The following is an 18,050-nucleotide window of genomic DNA, read 5'->3' on the forward strand; positions in this document are numbered from 1 at the left end:
GCTCTCTTAAGCTATTATTAAATAAATTAAAAAAAAATTATTTTTTCACGATAGTTTCTATAGTTACTTTCATGGAACCTGCACCTTTGGACGATGCTATAGCCATAAATGCTTTTTTAGACAAATCAATTTCTCTTGATCTAACAAATGGGCCTCTATCATTAACTTCTACAATCACAGACTTTCCATTAGCCTCGTTAGTCACTCTAATCTTGGATCCAAAGGGTAATTTTTTATGAGCTGCAGTCATTTTATGCATATCAAATCGTTGCCCACTTGCTGTTCTACGACCATGAAACTTATCCGCATAATAGGAAGCATGTCCATTTTTTTTGTACAAAACATATTTTACATTAGGATCAAAGACAGTATCTTTTATCAAGGTTTCAGGTAAAATATTGGTCTTTTCTTTTTTTATTGTGTCTTTGGAATTAGTCACTTTTTCTTTTATCACAGAAGGGGCTTGACTATATGCTATTCCAATAATAACCAATAAAAAAAGTATGGCAAATAATTTTTTCATTTAACTTTTTTTAAATTAATACTACTTTAAAACAACTGATAGTATCAGTAGTTTTAAAAAATTAAAGCCAAAGAGACCAAGGAATTCTGCTCAAAATAAGAAGTAATCCTAAGCCATAGAAAATAGCAAATGTTTTAAATTTCGCAGTAGAATCCGTTAGTTTTTTATGTTTAGACCAACCCACTGTAATTAAAACAATTGCAATTATATTGATTAAAGGGTGTTCCAATGAAGTTAATCGTAAAGCTTTATCGGACATTTGCCCGAAAGAGGCTAAACCTAATGGAGAAACAAAATAGGTAATCAAACCGATAACTAATTGTACATGAGTAAAGATTAATGCAAACAAAGCTATTTTTCTATCTTTTGCTGTAAATTCTTTTTTGGAAGAAAACCCAATCAAAGCATTGGCGACTGCTATCACTAAAATCAATAAAACTAAATAAGCCCATCCTGAGTGAAACTTTTGTATAAATTCGTACATATAATATCTGTTTTTTAGAATTTCAAATATATGAAAAAAAAGAGGTAAAAAAAACCCTCATATCATTTGAATGAGGGTTAATTATGAATTTAAAAATCAAACATTAGTTAAAAGTATAACGAACACCTGTTTGAATTTGCCATCTAGAAGAGTTAAGACCAACGTCATCAACTTGATTAATGTTGTTAGCAACTGTAGGATTATAATTAAAAGTTGGTGTATTTGTTCCAGTAACAAAACCAACTTGTTGCAATAATAGCACTTGATCATTACTCACAAAATATCTTTTACCCCAATTTTTGTTTAACAAATTTGTAAAATTGAAAATATCTGCCGTAAATGCAATTGAATGCTTCTTTTTACCAACATTAATGGTGAAATCTTGAGTTAATTTTAAATCAACAATATGGCTTGTTTTTAATCGATCACCATTTCTTTCTACATAATTTCCTTTTCTACTTCTAAGATATTCATTTCCTTCAATGAAAGCACTTAATGCCTCCCATTGTTGGTCTGGTGTTAAGGAATTACTTGCAACAGTTACTAAATTAATATCCGCTTTATTAGCTGGAACATAAATTAATGCTGAGTTTCTAAAAGTATCTTGAAGTAAACGTCCTCCATCATTGTAAACATAACTAAATGGAGTACCTTGAGCCCCTTCATAGAAAGCACCAATTGTTGTTTTTGTAAATTTAGACCATTTAAAAGTAGCATTACCATTAACAACAATTCTTCTACCTTGATCAAAATCTGATCTAGAAATGGTTGGAGAATTGGCTCCATTTACTGTTTCAGTAAACTCCCATTGAGAAACGTTTTGAGAAGATGTTGCATCCATTAAAACTGTAGATTTACCATATGAGTAAGTTCCAGAAATACTACCATCTATAAAATCTGATCTGAAGTTCTTAGCTAATGTAAAAGAATAATTATAAGCAGTCCCTTCTTTTGTATTAGAGGCTAAATAAATCCCAGAATAAATTGGATCTACTCTACTGGTACCATTATAACGAGGCCTTGTATCTACCCCTGTTAGATTGCTTGAAGCTGCTCTAATATTTAAATTTTCATATTTTACTGCAGTGATATTATCATTGTAAGTAATTTCACCACTTAAAACAAACCCAAAAGGAAGTTTTTGATCCACTGCAAAACTTGCTTTAAAAACTTGAGGCAATTTAAAATCCTTGGCAAATAAATCAATATTTCCCCCTCTACCTCCAGAACCTGGTCTTGGAACAGAAGCTGGTAAACCACTAAGTTGACTATTCACACTTGGATTAGGATTAAATACAGGCAGCTGACCTGCAGTCAATTGTGGCACAGCCCCCTGAGTAATACCATTATTATTGTAAGTTCCTCCAGGCCAAACTAAAGGTAATCTTGATGTGAACACGCCTAATCCTCCTCTAATTTGAGTTGATTTATTACCCTTAACATCATAATTAAATCCTAAACGTGGCGCAAAGTGAGCAGTATTGTCAATACCTTGACCAACTCTCGCTCCTTTCAAATCTTTACCAGCTGCTTGCAACAATCCAACTGTACGGGTGTTAAAGTCATTATTAACCAAACCGTCTTCCCACACAGGCATATCAACTCTAATGCCGAAATTTACTCTAAAATTATCCGAAAGCTTCATATCATTTTGAATATATAATCCAAACTGTTTCGCTCCAAACTCAGCAGCTCCAAGAGATGCATCTCCGTCTCCCCCAATTAATGAATAATTCATATTAAATCTGTCTGATCTTCCATTGGTCATGAAGGCATTAAAATTTGCAAATCTATAAGACCCAAAATTATTATTAAAAAATACATTCTTTGATTTGGAAAATTCATTATGCGTTCCAATTGTTACTGTATTAATACCTGATTGTATTTCAAAATTATCAGTAATTGTTAATACATCTTGATTCAACAAATTGGCTGTTGATGATGCCTCTGCTCCAAAGAAAATACTTCCTGGACCATCAACAATCTGCACAGAAGGAAAAGGGTTTCCTGAAGGATCACGATCGTCACGAACCCCAGTATAAGCTACCACTAAGTTGTTTGAAAATTTATTTCCAAATTTAGAACTTAACTCCAAAGAAGTTGAATTAGTAGTTGAGTTAAAAAGTTGACTACCGTTAATAAAACTAATTGCAGTAGCTGAGGATCTACTTGGCGCAAAATTTTCAGCTTTAACATAGCTATGCTTAACAGATAACTTATGATCATCACTAATGTTCCAATCAATTTTGGCAATTAATTTATCACTAACCAAAGTCCTAACATTATTATTGAATGAACCTGGATCATATCCATAATCATTAGCTAATTTTGCCTTCAAAAGTTCAATATTTGCCAAAGCTGTTTGAGGATTAAATGGAGAACCGCCTATTGATCCTGTATAAGTTGAAATATCAAAAGGTTGAGGCGTCTCATTATCTTGTCTTTCATAGTTTACAAAATAGAACAATTTATCTTTTAAGATTGCACCACCTGCTCTAATACCATAAGTTTGAGCAGAAAAATCAGCTAATTTTTGTCTTCCTGCTGCTCCTGCTAAAGAAGGTGGAGTTTTTGCTGCTAAATTCTCATCTCTATTTAAGAAATAAGCAGAACCTTCAAAATTATTAGTTCCAGATCTTGTGATAGCACTTATAGCTCCACCTGCAAATCCAGAAAGTTTAACATCGAATGGAGAAACACTTACTTGAAACTGTTCAATTGCATCAATCGAAATAGGACTAACTCCTGTTTGACCTCCATTTGTACCATTTGCAGCCAAACCGAAAACATCATTACTTACGGCTCCGTCAATATAAATAGCATTGAAACGATTGTTTTGACCACCTATTGACAGTACATCATCTCCCCTAACTTGAGCTTGAGGGGTCAATCTCGCAAAATCAGAAATGTTTCTAGAAAGCGACGGTAAAGCACTAATTTTTCTAGAATCAACAACAGTTTGAGAACCCGTCTTTTTAGAATTAAAAGTATTATCTCTTGAAGCTTTAACTACAACTTCCTTAAGTTGATTAGATTCACTTGCTAAAGAAACTTTGACACTTTTTGACTCCCCTAATTGAAGATTCACATCATTATCTTTATATGCTTTAAAACCAACGTAAGAAATCGTAATTTCATAAGGTCCTCCAACTCTCATATTTGAGATTCTATAATTTCCAGTAAAATCAGTAGTTGTAGTGTAACGAGTTCCTGATGGGGTATGTACCGCCAAAATTGTTGCTCCAGGTAATGGCTGAGGGTCTTTATCATCATCAAAGACTACACCATTAATCGAAGAGGTCGTATTTCCTTGTCCATAAACATCGGGATTTGAAAATACAAAAAATGCAAGTAATAAAAATAACTTAAATAGATTTCTCATGCTTTTTTGTTTGATTAATATTCTTGGCAAAATTCCAACTTTTAAGACAATCTTATGTTAAGTTAATGTTAACAAGAATAACTTAAGACTTCACCTATAAACAATTAGCACATATTTAGTTTTTATGTTAAAATAATAACAATTTACTATGAATGCATACTATTTTTAAAATTATTTTGTTTTCGGAGCATTTTTATCACATTCTCTTTTGCAAAACAACCTGTATTTGGACCATAATAAATAAAAAAAACCTCAAATAAGTTATTATTCGAGGTTTTTTCTTAACATAATTTTTTACTGTTACTTTTTCTTATTTTTAAGAAAATAGTTCAATAAAAATACTGTAGAGCTATCATGATTTTTAACAGACTCTGTTTCAATTTCTTCTAAAATAGAATTCGCTAATTGCTTACCTAATTCTACACCCCATTGATCGAAACTAAAAATATTCCAAACAACACCTTGTACAAAAATCTTGTGTTCATACATTGCAATCAATGCTCCAAGGGATTTAGGGGTAAGTTTCTGAATCAAAATGGTATTGGTTGGTTTGTTTCCAGTAAATACTTTAAAAGGTAATAGATACGCAGCTTTTTCTGGAGCAAGTCCTTGCTTATCGAATTCGGCTTGTACCTGAGCTGCAGTTTTACCATGCAACAAGGCCTCAGTTTGAGCAAAGAAATTAGACATCAATTTATCATGATGATTCCAATCACCGTACAATGGCTCCACATAACCAACAAAATCAGTAGGGATCAATTTTGTACCTTGGTGAATTAATTGAAAAAAGGCATGTTGCGCATTAGTACCCGGCTCTCCCCAAATTATTGTCCCTGTTTGGTAATCAACCGGTTTTCCGTCACGACCTATACTTTTACCATTACTTTCCATCGTTCCTTGTTGTAAATAAGGTGCCAATTTTTGTAAATATTGTGTATAAGGAATCAAAGCTTCGCTTTCAGCACCAAAGAAATTATTATACCAAACACTCAACAAACCTAAAATAACAGGAATGTTATTTTCAAAACTAGTGGTTTTAAAATGTTCGTCCATTTCATTTGCTCCGCTTAACAAGGCTTCATAATTGTCATAACCAACGGCTAGACTAATAGACAAGCCCACAGCGCTCCATAATGAAAATCTTCCTCCAACCCAATCCCACATTGGGAAAACATTATCAGGATTGATACCAAACTCGGTAACTTTTTGCATGTTTGTAGAAACCGCTACAAAATGTTTAGCAACATCTTCTTGCGTAGCCGATTGTAAAAACCACTTTCTAATGGTTTCAGAATTCGTCAAAGTTTCTTGTGTAGTAAAGGTTTTAGAAACAATTACAAATAATGTTGTCTCTGGATTTAATTTTTTGATAATCTCATTCGCGTGATCTCCATCAACATTAGATACGAAATGAACATTCAAATGGTTTTTATAAAATTGTAAGGCTTCAACTGCCATCACAGGTCCTAAATCCGAACCTCCTATTCCAATATTTACAACATCTGTAAAAGTTTTACCTGTGTAACCTTTTCTAACACCTGTAACCACTTCATTAGTAAACGTTTTTATTTTAGCCTTTACTTCATAGACTTCTGGAATTACATTTACTCCTTCTACATTTATAACTGCATCTGCTTTGGCTCTAAGTGCCGTATGCAAAACTGCACGGTTTTCTGTTTGATTGATTAATGCTCCTTCAAAATAATCTGAAATAGCAGATTGTAAACCACATTCATTGGCTAATTCTACTAATAACTGAATAGTCTCTTTATCTATATTATTTTTGGAATAATCTAATAAAAAGTCTTTCCAAATGATATTGAATTGCTCTGCTCTGTTGGTCTCTTTTAGAAACAACTCTTGCATCGTAACCGATTGTAATTCTGCAAAATGTTTTTGTAATTTTTCCCAAGCTTTAGTCTGCGTTGGATTGATTGTATGTAAGGCCATGTACTTAAATTTAATGCATTTTTAATAGATGCAAAATTAAGCAATTAACTTTAAATTGATGGTTATCCTTAGTTTAAACAAACAACAATCTACGAAAACGTTATAATAAAAACGAAGGTCTTTTACAAATTGGCAATACTATCCAATTCAAATTTTAAAGGCGTTATTTGTTTGAAAAAACGTTCTTTGGTTGCTCCTGTCAAAGGCTCACCATTAGGCAACTTCAAACGTAAAGGATCCACTTGAACACCATTCTTCCAAAAGCGATAGCACACATGTGGCCCTGTCGCCAATCCAGTACTACCTACAAGGCCAATAGGCTGTCCTTGAGTCACCCGTTGTCCTCTTCTCACTAGAATTCTAGACATATGTAAATATTGTGTGGAGTACGTTCCGTTATGCTTGACTTTTACAAAATTACCATTACCAGCAGTATAGCCAGTTTGCTCAACAACTCCTGAAGCAGTTGTTGTAATAGGCGTACCGTGAGGTGCTGCATAATCCGTCCCTTTGTGGGCTTTCCACGTAAGCTGAACAGGATGAAAACGATTAGCAGAGAAACGTGATGATAAACGGCTGAACTTAATGGGTGTTTTCAAAAAGAAATTTTTCAGTCCTTTACCTTCTTCGTCATAATATTCTATTCTGTTAGACGAAGGATTGGCAACAAATGGAAAAGCATAAATAATTTTTCCTTTGTATTCAAAAAAAGAAGCTTCTAAACTATCTACTCCATCATAAATAGAATCGTTTATGTATCGTTCCGTAAATGTAATCGCAAAACGATCTCCTCTTTTTAATTTAAAAAAGTCAATAGACCAAGCATAAATTTTTGCAATTCTACTTGCTAATCCGCCTTCTACTTTGGCACTTTCAAGCGTTTCAGAAAGAGAACTTTTCAGTACACCACCTATGGTTCTTCTTTTGATTGTAATGGGTTTTGTCTTTTTGTAGGCTTTTGCTATTGAATCTCTAAAATCTACTACATAATAATGAAGAGCATCTGGTTGGTACACGAAAACAAGTAATTCTTTTGTTTTATTTTTAGAACGCAAAAGTGTGTAGGGCTTATTGTTTCGAATGGTTCTTACATCAAATGAATCTTTGATTTGTTCCACTAATTCAAATACTTTTTTGTTACCAATATTTTGTCCTTGAACAATACTTCCAAAAGTATCTCCGCTATTTAAAGTGTCATGAACAACATTAAAATCAGAATAAGTAAAGCCAAATTCTTTCTTTTTTGAAATGGGTTTGGTTTTGACTTCACTCCAAACCTCATCTTTTTTCGTACACGAGAAAAAAACTAGGGAACATAATAAAAGGATTGCGAAACGTTTCAATATAATGTTTATTTATTCAATTATTTTAATTCATTTAAGTTTTAGGCGAAGTGATTCGTTTTTTATCGAAACAAAAAACTATTCCTTTTATAGATACACGATTATTGTTCAACTCCCCAATTGGATAATTCATCTGCGCTCCATAATTCTGGAAAAAATATACGTCTTTGGTATTTAGGATGCATGTATTTCTTCCAATCGCTTCCACCTGTAGCTTCCCCATCTCCCAATCCACTCGACTCAATATATTTTTTGGCTGTATTTAAATGCTGCATTACCCAAGTAACATTTACTGTGTAATCATATTCTCTCATAGCATTGATTAACGCAGGATCTTGCTGAGCCTCATCAGGCAATTGTTTGAATTTTTGCCAAAGATTAATGGTATTGTACTCTTTCATTTGAGCAAGAAAAGATGGCTTGTATTTACGCTCAAATTCCTGTAACAAATATGACTTTTCACCCGTTTTATGGTCTTTTCCAGCAGCTTGCCAATATAAATGCTCGAAAGCATGTTCATAAGGAGTATTTCGGTCAATAGTAGCGCGAAATCTCGCATCTATTAAATTAATTAAATCTGTTGACGCGAATTCAATCATTCGGTATTGTGCACTTTGAAAACCACTAGCAGGCGTCAAGGTATTTCTAAATTTCATGTATTGTTCAACCTCCATTCCGTCGCCCATAATATCGAATGAAGTAGTTAGCATCGTAAAATAACGACTCACTCGCATTAATCTTTCGGTAAAAAAAGCCGTCTGAATTTGTTCGCAATATGAGATTTGTTGCATTTCCCAAAGAATCATTTTGAACAATAATTCATTCACTTGATGATACATAATAAACACCATTTCATCAGGCAAAGTTGTGCGTTGGGTTTGTAGATTCAATAAAGCATCCGTTTGTATATAATCCCAATAAGTAATGGGTTTAGACCACAAAAGACCTTCCAAATGAGTGGTTGTTTTTTGATCTATTGCTTTAAATTTTTGATCGAGTTGTTCTAATAATGAAGAGGTATTATCTGTAAGATTCATTCTATTTTGCTTTTACTTTAAAGGGATGCTTTAATCCTTTGTAGGCATCCAAATCAGCTTTGATAGACCCAACTGCCAGTTCTGCTTTGATTCGTAAAGGAATTTTATTTTGATCATTTGAAATCCAAACCGTTAAACTCTCTTTCTCTTTGAAAACACGGCCAGATTGCACTAAAGGGCGAAATATCATTGCTGAAATCACGCCAAATTTAGTTGTAATATCTTCACGACCTAAGAATTTTAACTTAAACTTTGTAGTTTCATCGTCAAAAAACATATCAATCGCAACAGATTCCCCTACTTTCAGTTTATCAATAGTAGGATAATTTCTGAGATAATAAAAAGTAGAAACAATGTCTTGAGTGCCTTTAGGGAATGAAAATGTTTTTTCGTTTTTGTGTTTATAATCTTTCACCAATACTTTATTGGTGGATTGATTAAAAAAACCTTCTTGATTTTTAGTATAACCCCCTTCGTCTATTTTTCGAACAAATTGGTACGGATAGCCTGTGGATTTGTCAAAATAACTTTCGTACAAATCATCTACTTTAAAAAAGAAGCGAGACATTCCAGTGGTGTATCCCTTACCTATAACATGATAAACGGATTTTTGATTGATGATAGCATCTTTAACCTCTAATGTAGCAAAACCAGCATTTACAAAACCGTAATGTATCCTGAATTTAAACCATTCCCCCGAATCGAATGCCGACGGATCCTGAGAATCAAAGCTAACTGTAAAGACCAAAAAAAGGAGGAGTATTAGTTTTCGCATTAAGTAATTTTTTGAGCTTTTTTGAGATTCTCGTGGCAAAAATGATTCCAAATGTATTAAAACAAAAAAACCCAGTCAAATTAATGACTGAGTTTTTATGCTATTAACTAACCAAAAAACTATAAATTATGAAATTTATAATACCCATGAAAGGAAACCACCCCTTTCATTTGTGAGTACAAAGGTAAAACACAAATCCATATTTTTTTGCGTAAAAATTGAGTTTAACACAACATTTGCAAAAAATTAGCTTTTGGTTTGGTTATTTTTTTTGATAATGCAAAAAAAACTTAATTTTACAACGTTCCTCGTAATTGTTGCTCTCTTTCAATCGATTCGAATAACGCTTTAAAATTACCTGCACCAAATCCTTTGGCTCCCATTCGTTGAATAATCTCAAAAAACAAGGTAGGACGATCTTCAACTGGCTTAGTAAAGATTTGTAATAAATACCCATCTTCATCAGCATCGACCATAATGGCCAACTTTTCGATAACGGCTAAATCCTCTTTCATCATGCTCATGTGCTCGCCCAATCGTTCTGGAATGGCTTGGTAATACGCATGAGGTGGCGCTGACAAAAATTCTACACCACGAGCTCTAAGCTCAGTTACTGTAGTAATAATATCATCAGTAGCAATGGCAATGTGCTGCACGCCTGCTCCTTCATAAAAATCTAAATACTCTTCAATTTGAGAACGCTTGTTTCCTTTGGCTGGTTCGTTGATTGGGAATTTAATTCTTCCGTTACCATTACTCATTACTTTACTCATCAAAGCAGAATACTCGGTATGTATCTGCTTGTCATCAAAGGAAAGGAAATTCACAAATCCCATCACGTCTTCGTACCATTTTACCCAAACGTTCATTTGGTTCCAACCTACATTTCCTACCATATGGTCGATGTATTTTAGTCCAACAGAAGTAGGATTATAATCCGATTTCCATTCTACAAAGCCTGGAAGAAAAGCACCAGTGTAGTTTTTACGTTCTACAAACATATGAACGGTTTCACCGTAAGTATAAATTCCAGCGCGAACTACTTCTCCAAATTCGTCTTTTTCTACGGTAGGTTCCATATATACTTTTGCGCCACGTTTGGTGGTTTCTTCAAAAGATTTACGAGCATCTTCTACCCAAAGTGCCACGATTTTTACGCCATCGCCGTGTTTTTTTACGTGTTCTCCAATTGGGGATTCGCTAGTAAGAGCGGTAGTCAACACCAAACGGATTTTGTCTTGTTTTAGCACATAAGAAACTTTGTCTCTTGAGCCTGTTTCTAAACCGCAATACGCGTGCGACTGAAATCCGAAAGCGGTTTTATAAAAATGAGCCGCTTGTTTGGCGTTACCCACATAAAATTCTACGTAGTCGGTTCCCATTAATGGAAGGAAATCTTGTGCTCCTTCAAATATTTTCTCTAATCCGTATTCTACTGATTGTACTTCTTTTGCCATAATTAAGCCCCCTAACCCCCAAAGGGGGAATTCCTATTAGGGGTAAATAGGATTTATAGTTAAATTGATTTAAAAATTTTATTTTGGAATAATTGATATTATTCCTCCTTTGGGGGCTAGGGGGCTTCCACCCACGATTTGTAGTACTGTCCGTCATCAAGACCCATCGCTTCTTCGGTAACCATTAAAGGGCGAAACGTATCGACCATTACGGCTAATTCTTGTGTGATGGTTTGACCAATGCTTCGTTCCATAGCTCCTGGTGCTGGTCCGTGAGGAATTCCTTTTGGATGCAAAGTGATGTGACCTTGTTCGATATTATTACGGCTCATAAAATCGCCATCTACATAATACAATACCTCATCGCTATCAATGTTGCTGTGATTGTAAGGTGCAGGAATAGCTTTTGGATGGTAATCGTACAAACGAGGCACGAAAGAACACACTACAAAAGTAGCCGTCTCGAAGGTTTGGTGTACTGGTGGTGGTTGGTGCACGCGACCAGTTATGGGCTCGAAGTTGTGGATGCTAAAGCCATAAGGAAAGTTATAGCCATCCCAACCAATAACATCAAAAGGATGCGTGGCGTATACCACTTCGTGCATCATCCCTTCTTTTTTGATTTTGATTAAGAAATCTCCTTTTTCGTCGTGCGTTTCTAAGGCTATTGGCAATTTGAAATCGCGTTCACAAAAAGGAGCGTGCTCTAAATGCTGACCCGATTCGTTTTTATATCGTTTTGGTGTATAAAAAGGCGCGAAAGATTCAACATAAAACAAGCGATTCTCAGTAGTATCAAAATCGATTTGATAAATCATTCCGCGAGGTATGATGAGATAGTCTCCATATTCAAAAGGAATATTACCCATCATCGTTCTTAGGGTTCCGCTTCCTTTGTGGATGAAAATCATTTCATCGGCATCGGCATTTTTATAAAAATAAGAACGTAAGGATTCTTTTGGAGCTGCTAAACCAATGGTACAATCTTTATTGACCAACATAGGCTTGCGGCTTTCTAAGAAATCATTTTCTGGTAACAATTCAAATCCTTTTAGCAATAAAGATTTGATGTTTTTACCGATAGCAATTTTGGGTTCTACCGAATAAGAATTTAGTATTTCTTTGACCTGAGTAGGTCGGTGTACATGATATAATAGTGACGAATGACCGTGAAAACCCTCGGTACCGAATAGTTGCTCGTAATACAATCCACCATCAGGTTTCTCGAATTGTACGTGGCGTTTTTGAGGAAAATCTCCTAGTTTATGATATATTGGCATTTTTTAAAAAATTTAGATTCAACCTAATTGTATTCCTTAAAAAATAGTGTAATCATTCTGGATTTCTCTTAATAAGAAATTGCAGATAATCTAATAAACCTTGCCATTTTGTTTTCATGAAAGCAAATGTCGTAATTTTTTTTGATATAATTTACGATTAAAATACATATCCTATACTAAACCATGCGAATCCTTTGGGAGCTTCTGGAGACCAAGAATACTTGACCTCAATAGGACCTAGTATTGTTTCTAAACCATATCCTACTGCATATCCTGAATATTTAGGAATCGAGAACCAATCTAGGGAACCAAAAATTTCTTCTCCGACATTGGCAAAATTGGCCGAAAAATTAAAATGGTTTTTTTTATAGAATTCATAATCTAAAGTCCCAGCAGTTTTAATATAACTGTCCCCACCAATACTCAAAAAGTCGTAACCATAAAAAGGTTTGAAATTATTTACTGGTGTAAAACCATATCCTCCAAGAACAAAATCAAAAAAAGGAACACTTTCTTCTCCTATGGACACTCCTGCATCGGCTTGAAATTTAAAAACTAATTTAGGAAGAACTTTGAATGCTACAGCAAAATCCGCTTTCAATATAGTAAAAGGGTTAAAAGTGTTGGTTTGATTAGAAGACATTAAATACGAATGAACATCTCCTGCAAAAGTCCAGCCTTTGGTCGGAAAATATTTATTGTCAAACGCATCGTATTTTAAGTACCCAAACGCACTGAAATAAGTGCTGTTATCTACATCAGGCGTATTTTGGGCAATGGTTATTGGAATAATTCTTAAATACTTATACTCCAAACCAGCGCCAATCAAAAATTTTTGAACAAAAACAGATTGAAAATAAGCCTGATTATTCCAGTCTTTAAAATCAATATTGATTAACGACAAATCACCGTTAATAATTCCTCCAGGCTGAATGGCATTCGAAATATTTCTGTTAAACTGACTGTATGATGATTTGAAACCGAAACTGATATTAAAACCATTATCAACGTAATAATCTAGATTATATCGCAAATTATCTCCAATAATCAAATCCAGAGAGGCATTATCATTTTTTAAAAAAAGATTTTTTTGGGTAATGTTCGCCAAAACTGCACTTTTATACAATCCATCGTAATGAAGACCAAGTTTCAATAATGTTTTAGTTTCATTTTCTTTGAGATTTAACACTAAAGTTTCCCCGTAGCCATCGGGTTCGAGAGCATAATTAATGGCGTTAAAGTTTTGCGTTCCGTTTATGGTGTTTATACCACTTTGTAATTTGTCATATGTAATTATTGTACCTGGCTTGAATCGAAGTTTTCCTTTTACATAAGCGCTAGTAAAATTTTTAAGCTCATTCACTTTAATATCCGTTACAAAAACACTATCTGAACTCACTTTCATTTTCGGCTTTTGGTACCGTTGTGTTTCACTAGTCAATGCTTTCAACTGTTCATAAACCGCAAAAGTTGCCTCCTCTCCCTTAACAATAATTTCTTTGCCTTTGTCAAAAGAAACTACAGTATAATCTTTGATATCTGGCTTGATATAAATGGTTGTCTTCTTTATATTTTCCTTCATCCGTTCAATCATGCTCAAATTACTAATTTGAACCAAGATCTTAGTAGCATTTCTCAACGAGGTTCGGTCTTTCAATCCATCTTGAACGTCTACTCCAATAATAATATCTGCACCTAAATCTAACACCTCTTTGATGGGATAATTATTTACAACACCTCCATCTATCAAAACTCTTCCGTCTATTTCTACAGGTGAAAATAAAGAGGGAAAAGCCGAACTGGCCAACATGGCTTGCGCTAAATTCCCTTTATTAAGGAGTACTTGTTCTCCTTTTTCGATATCAGTGGCAATACACAAAAACGGAATTGGAAGTTGATTAAAATCCTTAATATCTTTTACATTTCGAGTGAGTCTTGTTAATAGATTAAAATTGTACATACCTTTAGAAAGAGCCTCAGGAATACCAATTTTGAATTTATTAAAAGGTAAAACAATAGCATATAACTCATCATTTCTTTTTTCGTAGAAATTTTTTGATGCTCTGGGAATGTAATCATTGATTAATTCATCAAAATTAGTGGTATGAAAAATAGAATCAATTTGTGTGGCAGTATACCCAGATGCATAAAGACCACCAATGACTGCACCCATACTAGTTCCGCCAATATAATCAATCTTGATTCCTGCTTCTTCAATAACTTTTAAAACACCTATATGCGCAAACCCTTTCGCGCCACCACCACTTAATACCAAACCTATTTTTGGTCTTTTGTCTTGGTTTTGCGCAAATAATGAGAAACTACAAAGCAATAAGATAAGGATAATCGAGAGTTTCTTCATAAATCGGAAATGTTACACCGTTATTTTGTCTTGTAAAAGTCGGAAATTTTTTTGGCTTTCGACACTCCTATAACATCAGAAATCTCTTTTTCTGTGGCCATTTGCAATCTTTTAACACTTTTAAAATGTTGAATTAAGGTAGTCATTGTTTTTTCGCCTATACCAGGAATGCTTTCAATCGATGAATTTAAGGCGGCTTTGCTTCTTTTGTCACGATGATGTGTTATTCCGAATCGATGAGCCTCGTTTCGCAATTGCTGAATCACCTTTAGTGTTTCGGATTTTTTATCCAAATACAAAGGGATGGAATCTCCAGGGAAAAAGAGTTCTTCTAATCGTTTGGCAATACCAATAATAGTAATTTTCCCTCTCAACCCAAGTTCGTCAATACTTTTTAAAGCAGCAGATAATTGTCCTTTTCCTCCATCAATAATTATCAATTGTGGCAAAGGTTCATTTTCGTCCAATAATCGTTTGTATCGACGGTACACTACCTCCGTCATCGAAGCAAAATCATCGGGTCCTTCGACGGTTTTGATATTAAAATGACGGTAATCTTTTTTGCTTGCTTTCCCATCTTTAAAAACCACACAAGCCGAGACAGGATTCGTTCCTTGAATATTTGAATTATCAAAACACTCAATATGTCTTGGCTCTACAGGCAATCGCAAGTCTTTTTGCATTTGCGCCATAATGCGATTGGTGTGACGGTCTGGGTCGACAATCTGCAATTGTTTGAGTTGTTCGATGCGATAAAACTTAGCATTACGAATAGACAAATCCAATATCTGTTTTTTGTCGCCCAATTGAGGTACTGTAATTTTGATGTTTTCACCCAAATCTATGGCGAAAGGAACAATCACTTCTCTGGACAATAAATGAAAGCGTTCTCTAAGTTCTACAATCGCTAATTCTAACAACTCTTCATCGTTTTCTGCTAATTTTTTCTTGATTTCCATTGTATGCGAACGAATAATCGAACCGTGGGAAATTTGCAAGAAATTGACAAAAGCCGCACTTTCATCCGAAACAATCGAAAACACATCGATATTCGTGATTTTCGGATTGACAATCGTAGAACGGGATTGGTAATTTTCTAGAACCTCAATTTTTTCCTTTATTTTCTGTGCTTCTTCAAACCGCATTTCGCTGGCCAAATCGACCATCATTCGCTTAAAATCCTTTAAACTTTCTTTGAAATTCCCTTTAAGGATTTCACGTATGGCATCTACTTGTTTTTGGTAATGTTCCAAGCTTTCGTGACCTTCACAAGGTCCTTTGCAATTGCCAATATGGTATTCTAAACACACTTTAAACTTACCACTATTGATATTGTTTTGGTTCAAATCAAAATTACAAGTTCGGAGTGGATACAACTCTTTGATTAATTCCAAAATCGTATTTACGGTCTTGAAACTCGTGTAAGGACCGAAATATTCGGAACCGTCTTTGATCATTCTACGGGTAGAAAAAATGCGCGAAAAAGGTTCTTTTTTGATGCACAACCAAGGGTAACTTTTGTCATCGCGAAGCAAAACATTATAACGAGGCTGGAGCGTTTTGATTAAGTTATTTTCTAACAACAACGCATCGGATTCTGTGGGAACTACAATGTGCTTTATGGTCACAATTTTTTTGACCAACACATTGGTTTTAGCCGTATCGTGAATTTTATTAAAATAAGAGGATACCCTTTTTTTTAAATTTTTGGCTTTGCCTACATATAAAATTTTACCTTCCTTATCATAATATTGATAAACTCCTGGATTATCAGGAAGGGTTTGTATTTGAAGGGCTATCGAGGGTTGCGTCATTGTAGTTTTAGAAAATTCGCTATCGCTTTTTATTCTGAACAAATTTAGTAATTCTATTTTTCTAAAACTTCTGCGTTGGCTTTTTCTTCAGAACATTCGTATTCAAAAATTTCCGCCACGAATTCACTAATAAATCAGGAATCAAAATAGGTAGTAATGACACAAATTATTAAAGTTGATCGAATTCGTGGCTAACTTTTTAAAATTCGTACTCAAAAATTTTCGCCACAAATTCACTAATAAAAGCAGGAATCATAATAGGTTTTAATGACAATTAGTGAATTCTCGGCTAACTTTCTTAAAATTCGTATTCAAAAATTTTCACCACAAATTCACTAATAAATTAAGAATCAAAATAGGTAGTAATGACACAAATCATTAAAGTTGATGGAATTTGTGACATCCCATTTCGATGACAATTAGTGAATTCGTGGCTAAATGCTATAAATCTGTGGCTCTAGCTTGCACTGAGGCATCGAAGTGTGGTTAAGTTTTTATTTTATTTGAATTTCGACCAACAGGTAATGCTTAATAATTTTTATATTTAGCCCATTAAAGTTGGCTATGAGAAGTTTAAAACCAATAACGATTTTTGGCGAAAGCATTTTACCGGGAGAAAACAAAACCATCAACGTTGAGATGGCGAGACTTCACACGACTACAAAACTCAACATCCCTATTATTGTTCGTCGCTCTAAACTTGACGGGCCCGTCGTGCTTTTCTCTGCGGGTATTCACGGAGATGAAATCAACGGCATAGAAATCGTTCGACAACTCATTAGCAAAAAAATAAACAAACCCAAACGCGGCACCATTATTTGCATTCCTATTATTAATATGTATGGATTTGTGAATCGTTCCCGAGAATTTCCTGATGGTCGTGATTTGAATCGCTCTTTTCCAGGAAGTAAAAAAGGTTCATTGGCGAGTAGATTTGCCTTTCATATTCTAAACGAAGTTATGCCCGAAGTTCATTATGCTATTGATTTTCACGCAGGAGGCGCGAGTAGATTCAATGCTCCACAAATTCGCTTAGCCGAAAACGACCCCGAGTTAAAACTATTAGCCGATACCTTCAATGCACCGTTTACTTTGTATTCCAAAAATATTGGAGGTTCATTCCGAAACTCAAGTACCAAAATGAATATAAAAATGCTCCTTTTCGAGGGTGGAAAATCATTAGACATTAATAAAGAAGTGGCCAATGAAGGGATTAATGGCGTAAAACGAGTACTAGCCTACCTAGATATGTTAGACCCCAAACACACTATCGAAATTCCAGAAAACAAAACCATTTACATCGAAAAATCAAATTGGGTTAGAGCCAAATGTTCCGGAATGCTTCACGACTACAATACTATAGGTACGTTTGTAAAAAAAGGAACCGTTCTCGCGACCATAACTGATCCTTTTGGGAAATTTGAACGCAAAATCAAAGCGCCCAATGATGGTTACGTAATCAACAGCAATCAATCGCCTATAGTTTACGAAGGAGATGCCATTTTTCATTTGTCTACTTCGTTGGTTCCCGAAAAAAACAAAGCAACAAGCCAACCCGAAGCACAAATTGCCTCGTTTATGGAGCTGTCTTAAATCGTCCAAAACCTAACAAAAGTCATATTCTAATTCTAAAACGCCATTTA

At 34.5% G+C, this 18,050-nt stretch carries 12 protein-coding genes; 1 reads left to right on the plus strand and 11 read right to left on the minus strand.

What is annotated here, in order from left to right:
- Window positions 1-37: 37 nt before the first annotated feature.
- From WFZ86_RS07005 to uvrC, 11 genes are all read right to left on the minus strand, one after another.
- The gene (locus WFZ86_RS07005; protein WP_342691276.1) at window positions 38-523 is read right to left on the minus strand and encodes a septal ring lytic transglycosylase RlpA family protein; all 486 of its coding nucleotides are present in this window, start codon (window positions 521-523) and stop codon (window positions 38-40) included.
- Window positions 524-584: 61 nt separating this feature from the next.
- Complete coding sequence (locus tag WFZ86_RS07010; RefSeq protein ID WP_342691277.1) at window positions 585-1,007, minus strand: hypothetical protein; 423 nt, start codon at window positions 1,005-1,007, stop codon at window positions 585-587.
- A 103-nt stretch (window positions 1,008-1,110) separates the two neighbouring features.
- On the minus strand, window positions 1,111-4,389 hold the full coding sequence (locus WFZ86_RS07015; protein ID WP_342691278.1) for a TonB-dependent receptor: 3,279 nt from the start codon (window positions 4,387-4,389) through the stop codon (window positions 1,111-1,113).
- A gap of 300 nt (window positions 4,390-4,689) precedes the next feature.
- On the minus strand, window positions 4,690-6,339 hold the full coding sequence (pgi, locus tag WFZ86_RS07020) for a glucose-6-phosphate isomerase (protein ID WP_342691279.1): 1,650 nt from the start codon (window positions 6,337-6,339) through the stop codon (window positions 4,690-4,692).
- 122 nt (window positions 6,340-6,461) lie between these two features.
- Window positions 6,462-7,682, minus strand: a complete 1,221-nt coding sequence (locus tag WFZ86_RS07025; protein ID WP_342691280.1) for a M23 family metallopeptidase — start codon at window positions 7,680-7,682, stop codon at window positions 6,462-6,464.
- Between the two features lie 101 nt (window positions 7,683-7,783).
- A complete protein-coding gene (locus tag WFZ86_RS07030; RefSeq protein WP_342691281.1) occupies window positions 7,784-8,719 on the minus strand; it encodes a tryptophan 2,3-dioxygenase family protein in 936 nt (311 codons plus the stop codon).
- A gap of 1 nt (window position 8,720) precedes the next feature.
- Window positions 8,721-9,494, minus strand: coding sequence for a DUF3108 domain-containing protein (locus tag WFZ86_RS07035; RefSeq protein ID WP_342691282.1), 774 nt, complete (start codon window positions 9,492-9,494; stop codon window positions 8,721-8,723).
- Between the two features lie 296 nt (window positions 9,495-9,790).
- On the minus strand, window positions 9,791-10,951 hold the full coding sequence (gene hppD, locus WFZ86_RS07040; RefSeq protein WP_064715790.1) for a 4-hydroxyphenylpyruvate dioxygenase: 1,161 nt from the start codon (window positions 10,949-10,951) through the stop codon (window positions 9,791-9,793).
- A gap of 116 nt (window positions 10,952-11,067) precedes the next feature.
- Window positions 11,068-12,231, minus strand: coding sequence for a homogentisate 1,2-dioxygenase (locus WFZ86_RS07045; protein ID WP_342691283.1), 1,164 nt, complete (start codon window positions 12,229-12,231; stop codon window positions 11,068-11,070).
- Between the two features lie 157 nt (window positions 12,232-12,388).
- Window positions 12,389-14,593: a patatin-like phospholipase family protein gene (locus tag WFZ86_RS07050; RefSeq protein ID WP_342691284.1), complete on the minus strand. Its 2,205-nt coding sequence runs from the start codon at window positions 14,591-14,593 to the stop codon at window positions 12,389-12,391.
- Window positions 14,594-14,613: 20 nt separating this feature from the next.
- Window positions 14,614-16,407 (minus strand): excinuclease ABC subunit UvrC, encoded by a 1,794-nt coding sequence (gene uvrC, locus WFZ86_RS07055; RefSeq protein WP_342691368.1) that lies wholly within the window; start codon window positions 16,405-16,407, stop codon window positions 14,614-14,616.
- A 564-nt stretch (window positions 16,408-16,971) separates the two neighbouring features.
- On the opposite strand from uvrC, the gene WFZ86_RS07060 reads away from it, so the two are divergent.
- A complete protein-coding gene (locus WFZ86_RS07060; protein WP_342691285.1) occupies window positions 16,972-18,000 on the plus strand; it encodes a succinylglutamate desuccinylase/aspartoacylase family protein in 1,029 nt (342 codons plus the stop codon).
- The last annotated feature ends 50 nt before the right edge of the window (window positions 18,001-18,050 follow it).

This window comes from Flavobacterium polysaccharolyticum (assembly GCF_038739875.1).
Taxonomy (GTDB): Bacteria; Bacteroidota; Bacteroidia; order Flavobacteriales; family Flavobacteriaceae; genus Flavobacterium; species Flavobacterium polysaccharolyticum.

What these genes read in the sequence shown, in the direction of transcription:
- WFZ86_RS07005 (WP_342691276.1), bottom strand. Translation starts at nt 523, where the DNA reads ATGAAAAAATTATTTGCCATACTTTTTTTATTGGTTATTATTGGAATA.
- hppD (WP_064715790.1), bottom strand. Translation starts at nt 10,951, where the DNA reads ATGGCAAAAGAAGTACAATCAGTAGAATACGGATTAGAGAAAATATTT.
- WFZ86_RS07010 (WP_342691277.1), bottom strand. Translation starts at nt 1,007, where the DNA reads ATGTACGAATTTATACAAAAGTTTCACTCAGGATGGGCTTATTTAGTT.
- WFZ86_RS07060 (WP_342691285.1), top strand. Translation starts at nt 16,972, where the DNA reads ATGAGAAGTTTAAAACCAATAACGATTTTTGGCGAAAGCATTTTACCG.
- uvrC (WP_342691368.1), bottom strand. Translation starts at nt 16,407, where the DNA reads ATGACGCAACCCTCGATAGCCCTTCAAATACAAACCCTTCCTGATAAT.
- WFZ86_RS07050 (WP_342691284.1), bottom strand. Translation starts at nt 14,593, where the DNA reads ATGAAGAAACTCTCGATTATCCTTATCTTATTGCTTTGTAGTTTCTCA.
- pgi (WP_342691279.1), bottom strand. Translation starts at nt 6,339, where the DNA reads ATGGCCTTACATACAATCAATCCAACGCAGACTAAAGCTTGGGAAAAA.
- WFZ86_RS07015 (WP_342691278.1), bottom strand. Translation starts at nt 4,389, where the DNA reads ATGAGAAATCTATTTAAGTTATTTTTATTACTTGCATTTTTTGTATTT.
- WFZ86_RS07030 (WP_342691281.1), bottom strand. Translation starts at nt 8,719, where the DNA reads ATGAATCTTACAGATAATACCTCTTCATTATTAGAACAACTCGATCAA.
- WFZ86_RS07035 (WP_342691282.1), bottom strand. Translation starts at nt 9,494, where the DNA reads ATGCGAAAACTAATACTCCTCCTTTTTTTGGTCTTTACAGTTAGCTTT.
- WFZ86_RS07045 (WP_342691283.1), bottom strand. Translation starts at nt 12,231, where the DNA reads ATGCCAATATATCATAAACTAGGAGATTTTCCTCAAAAACGCCACGTA.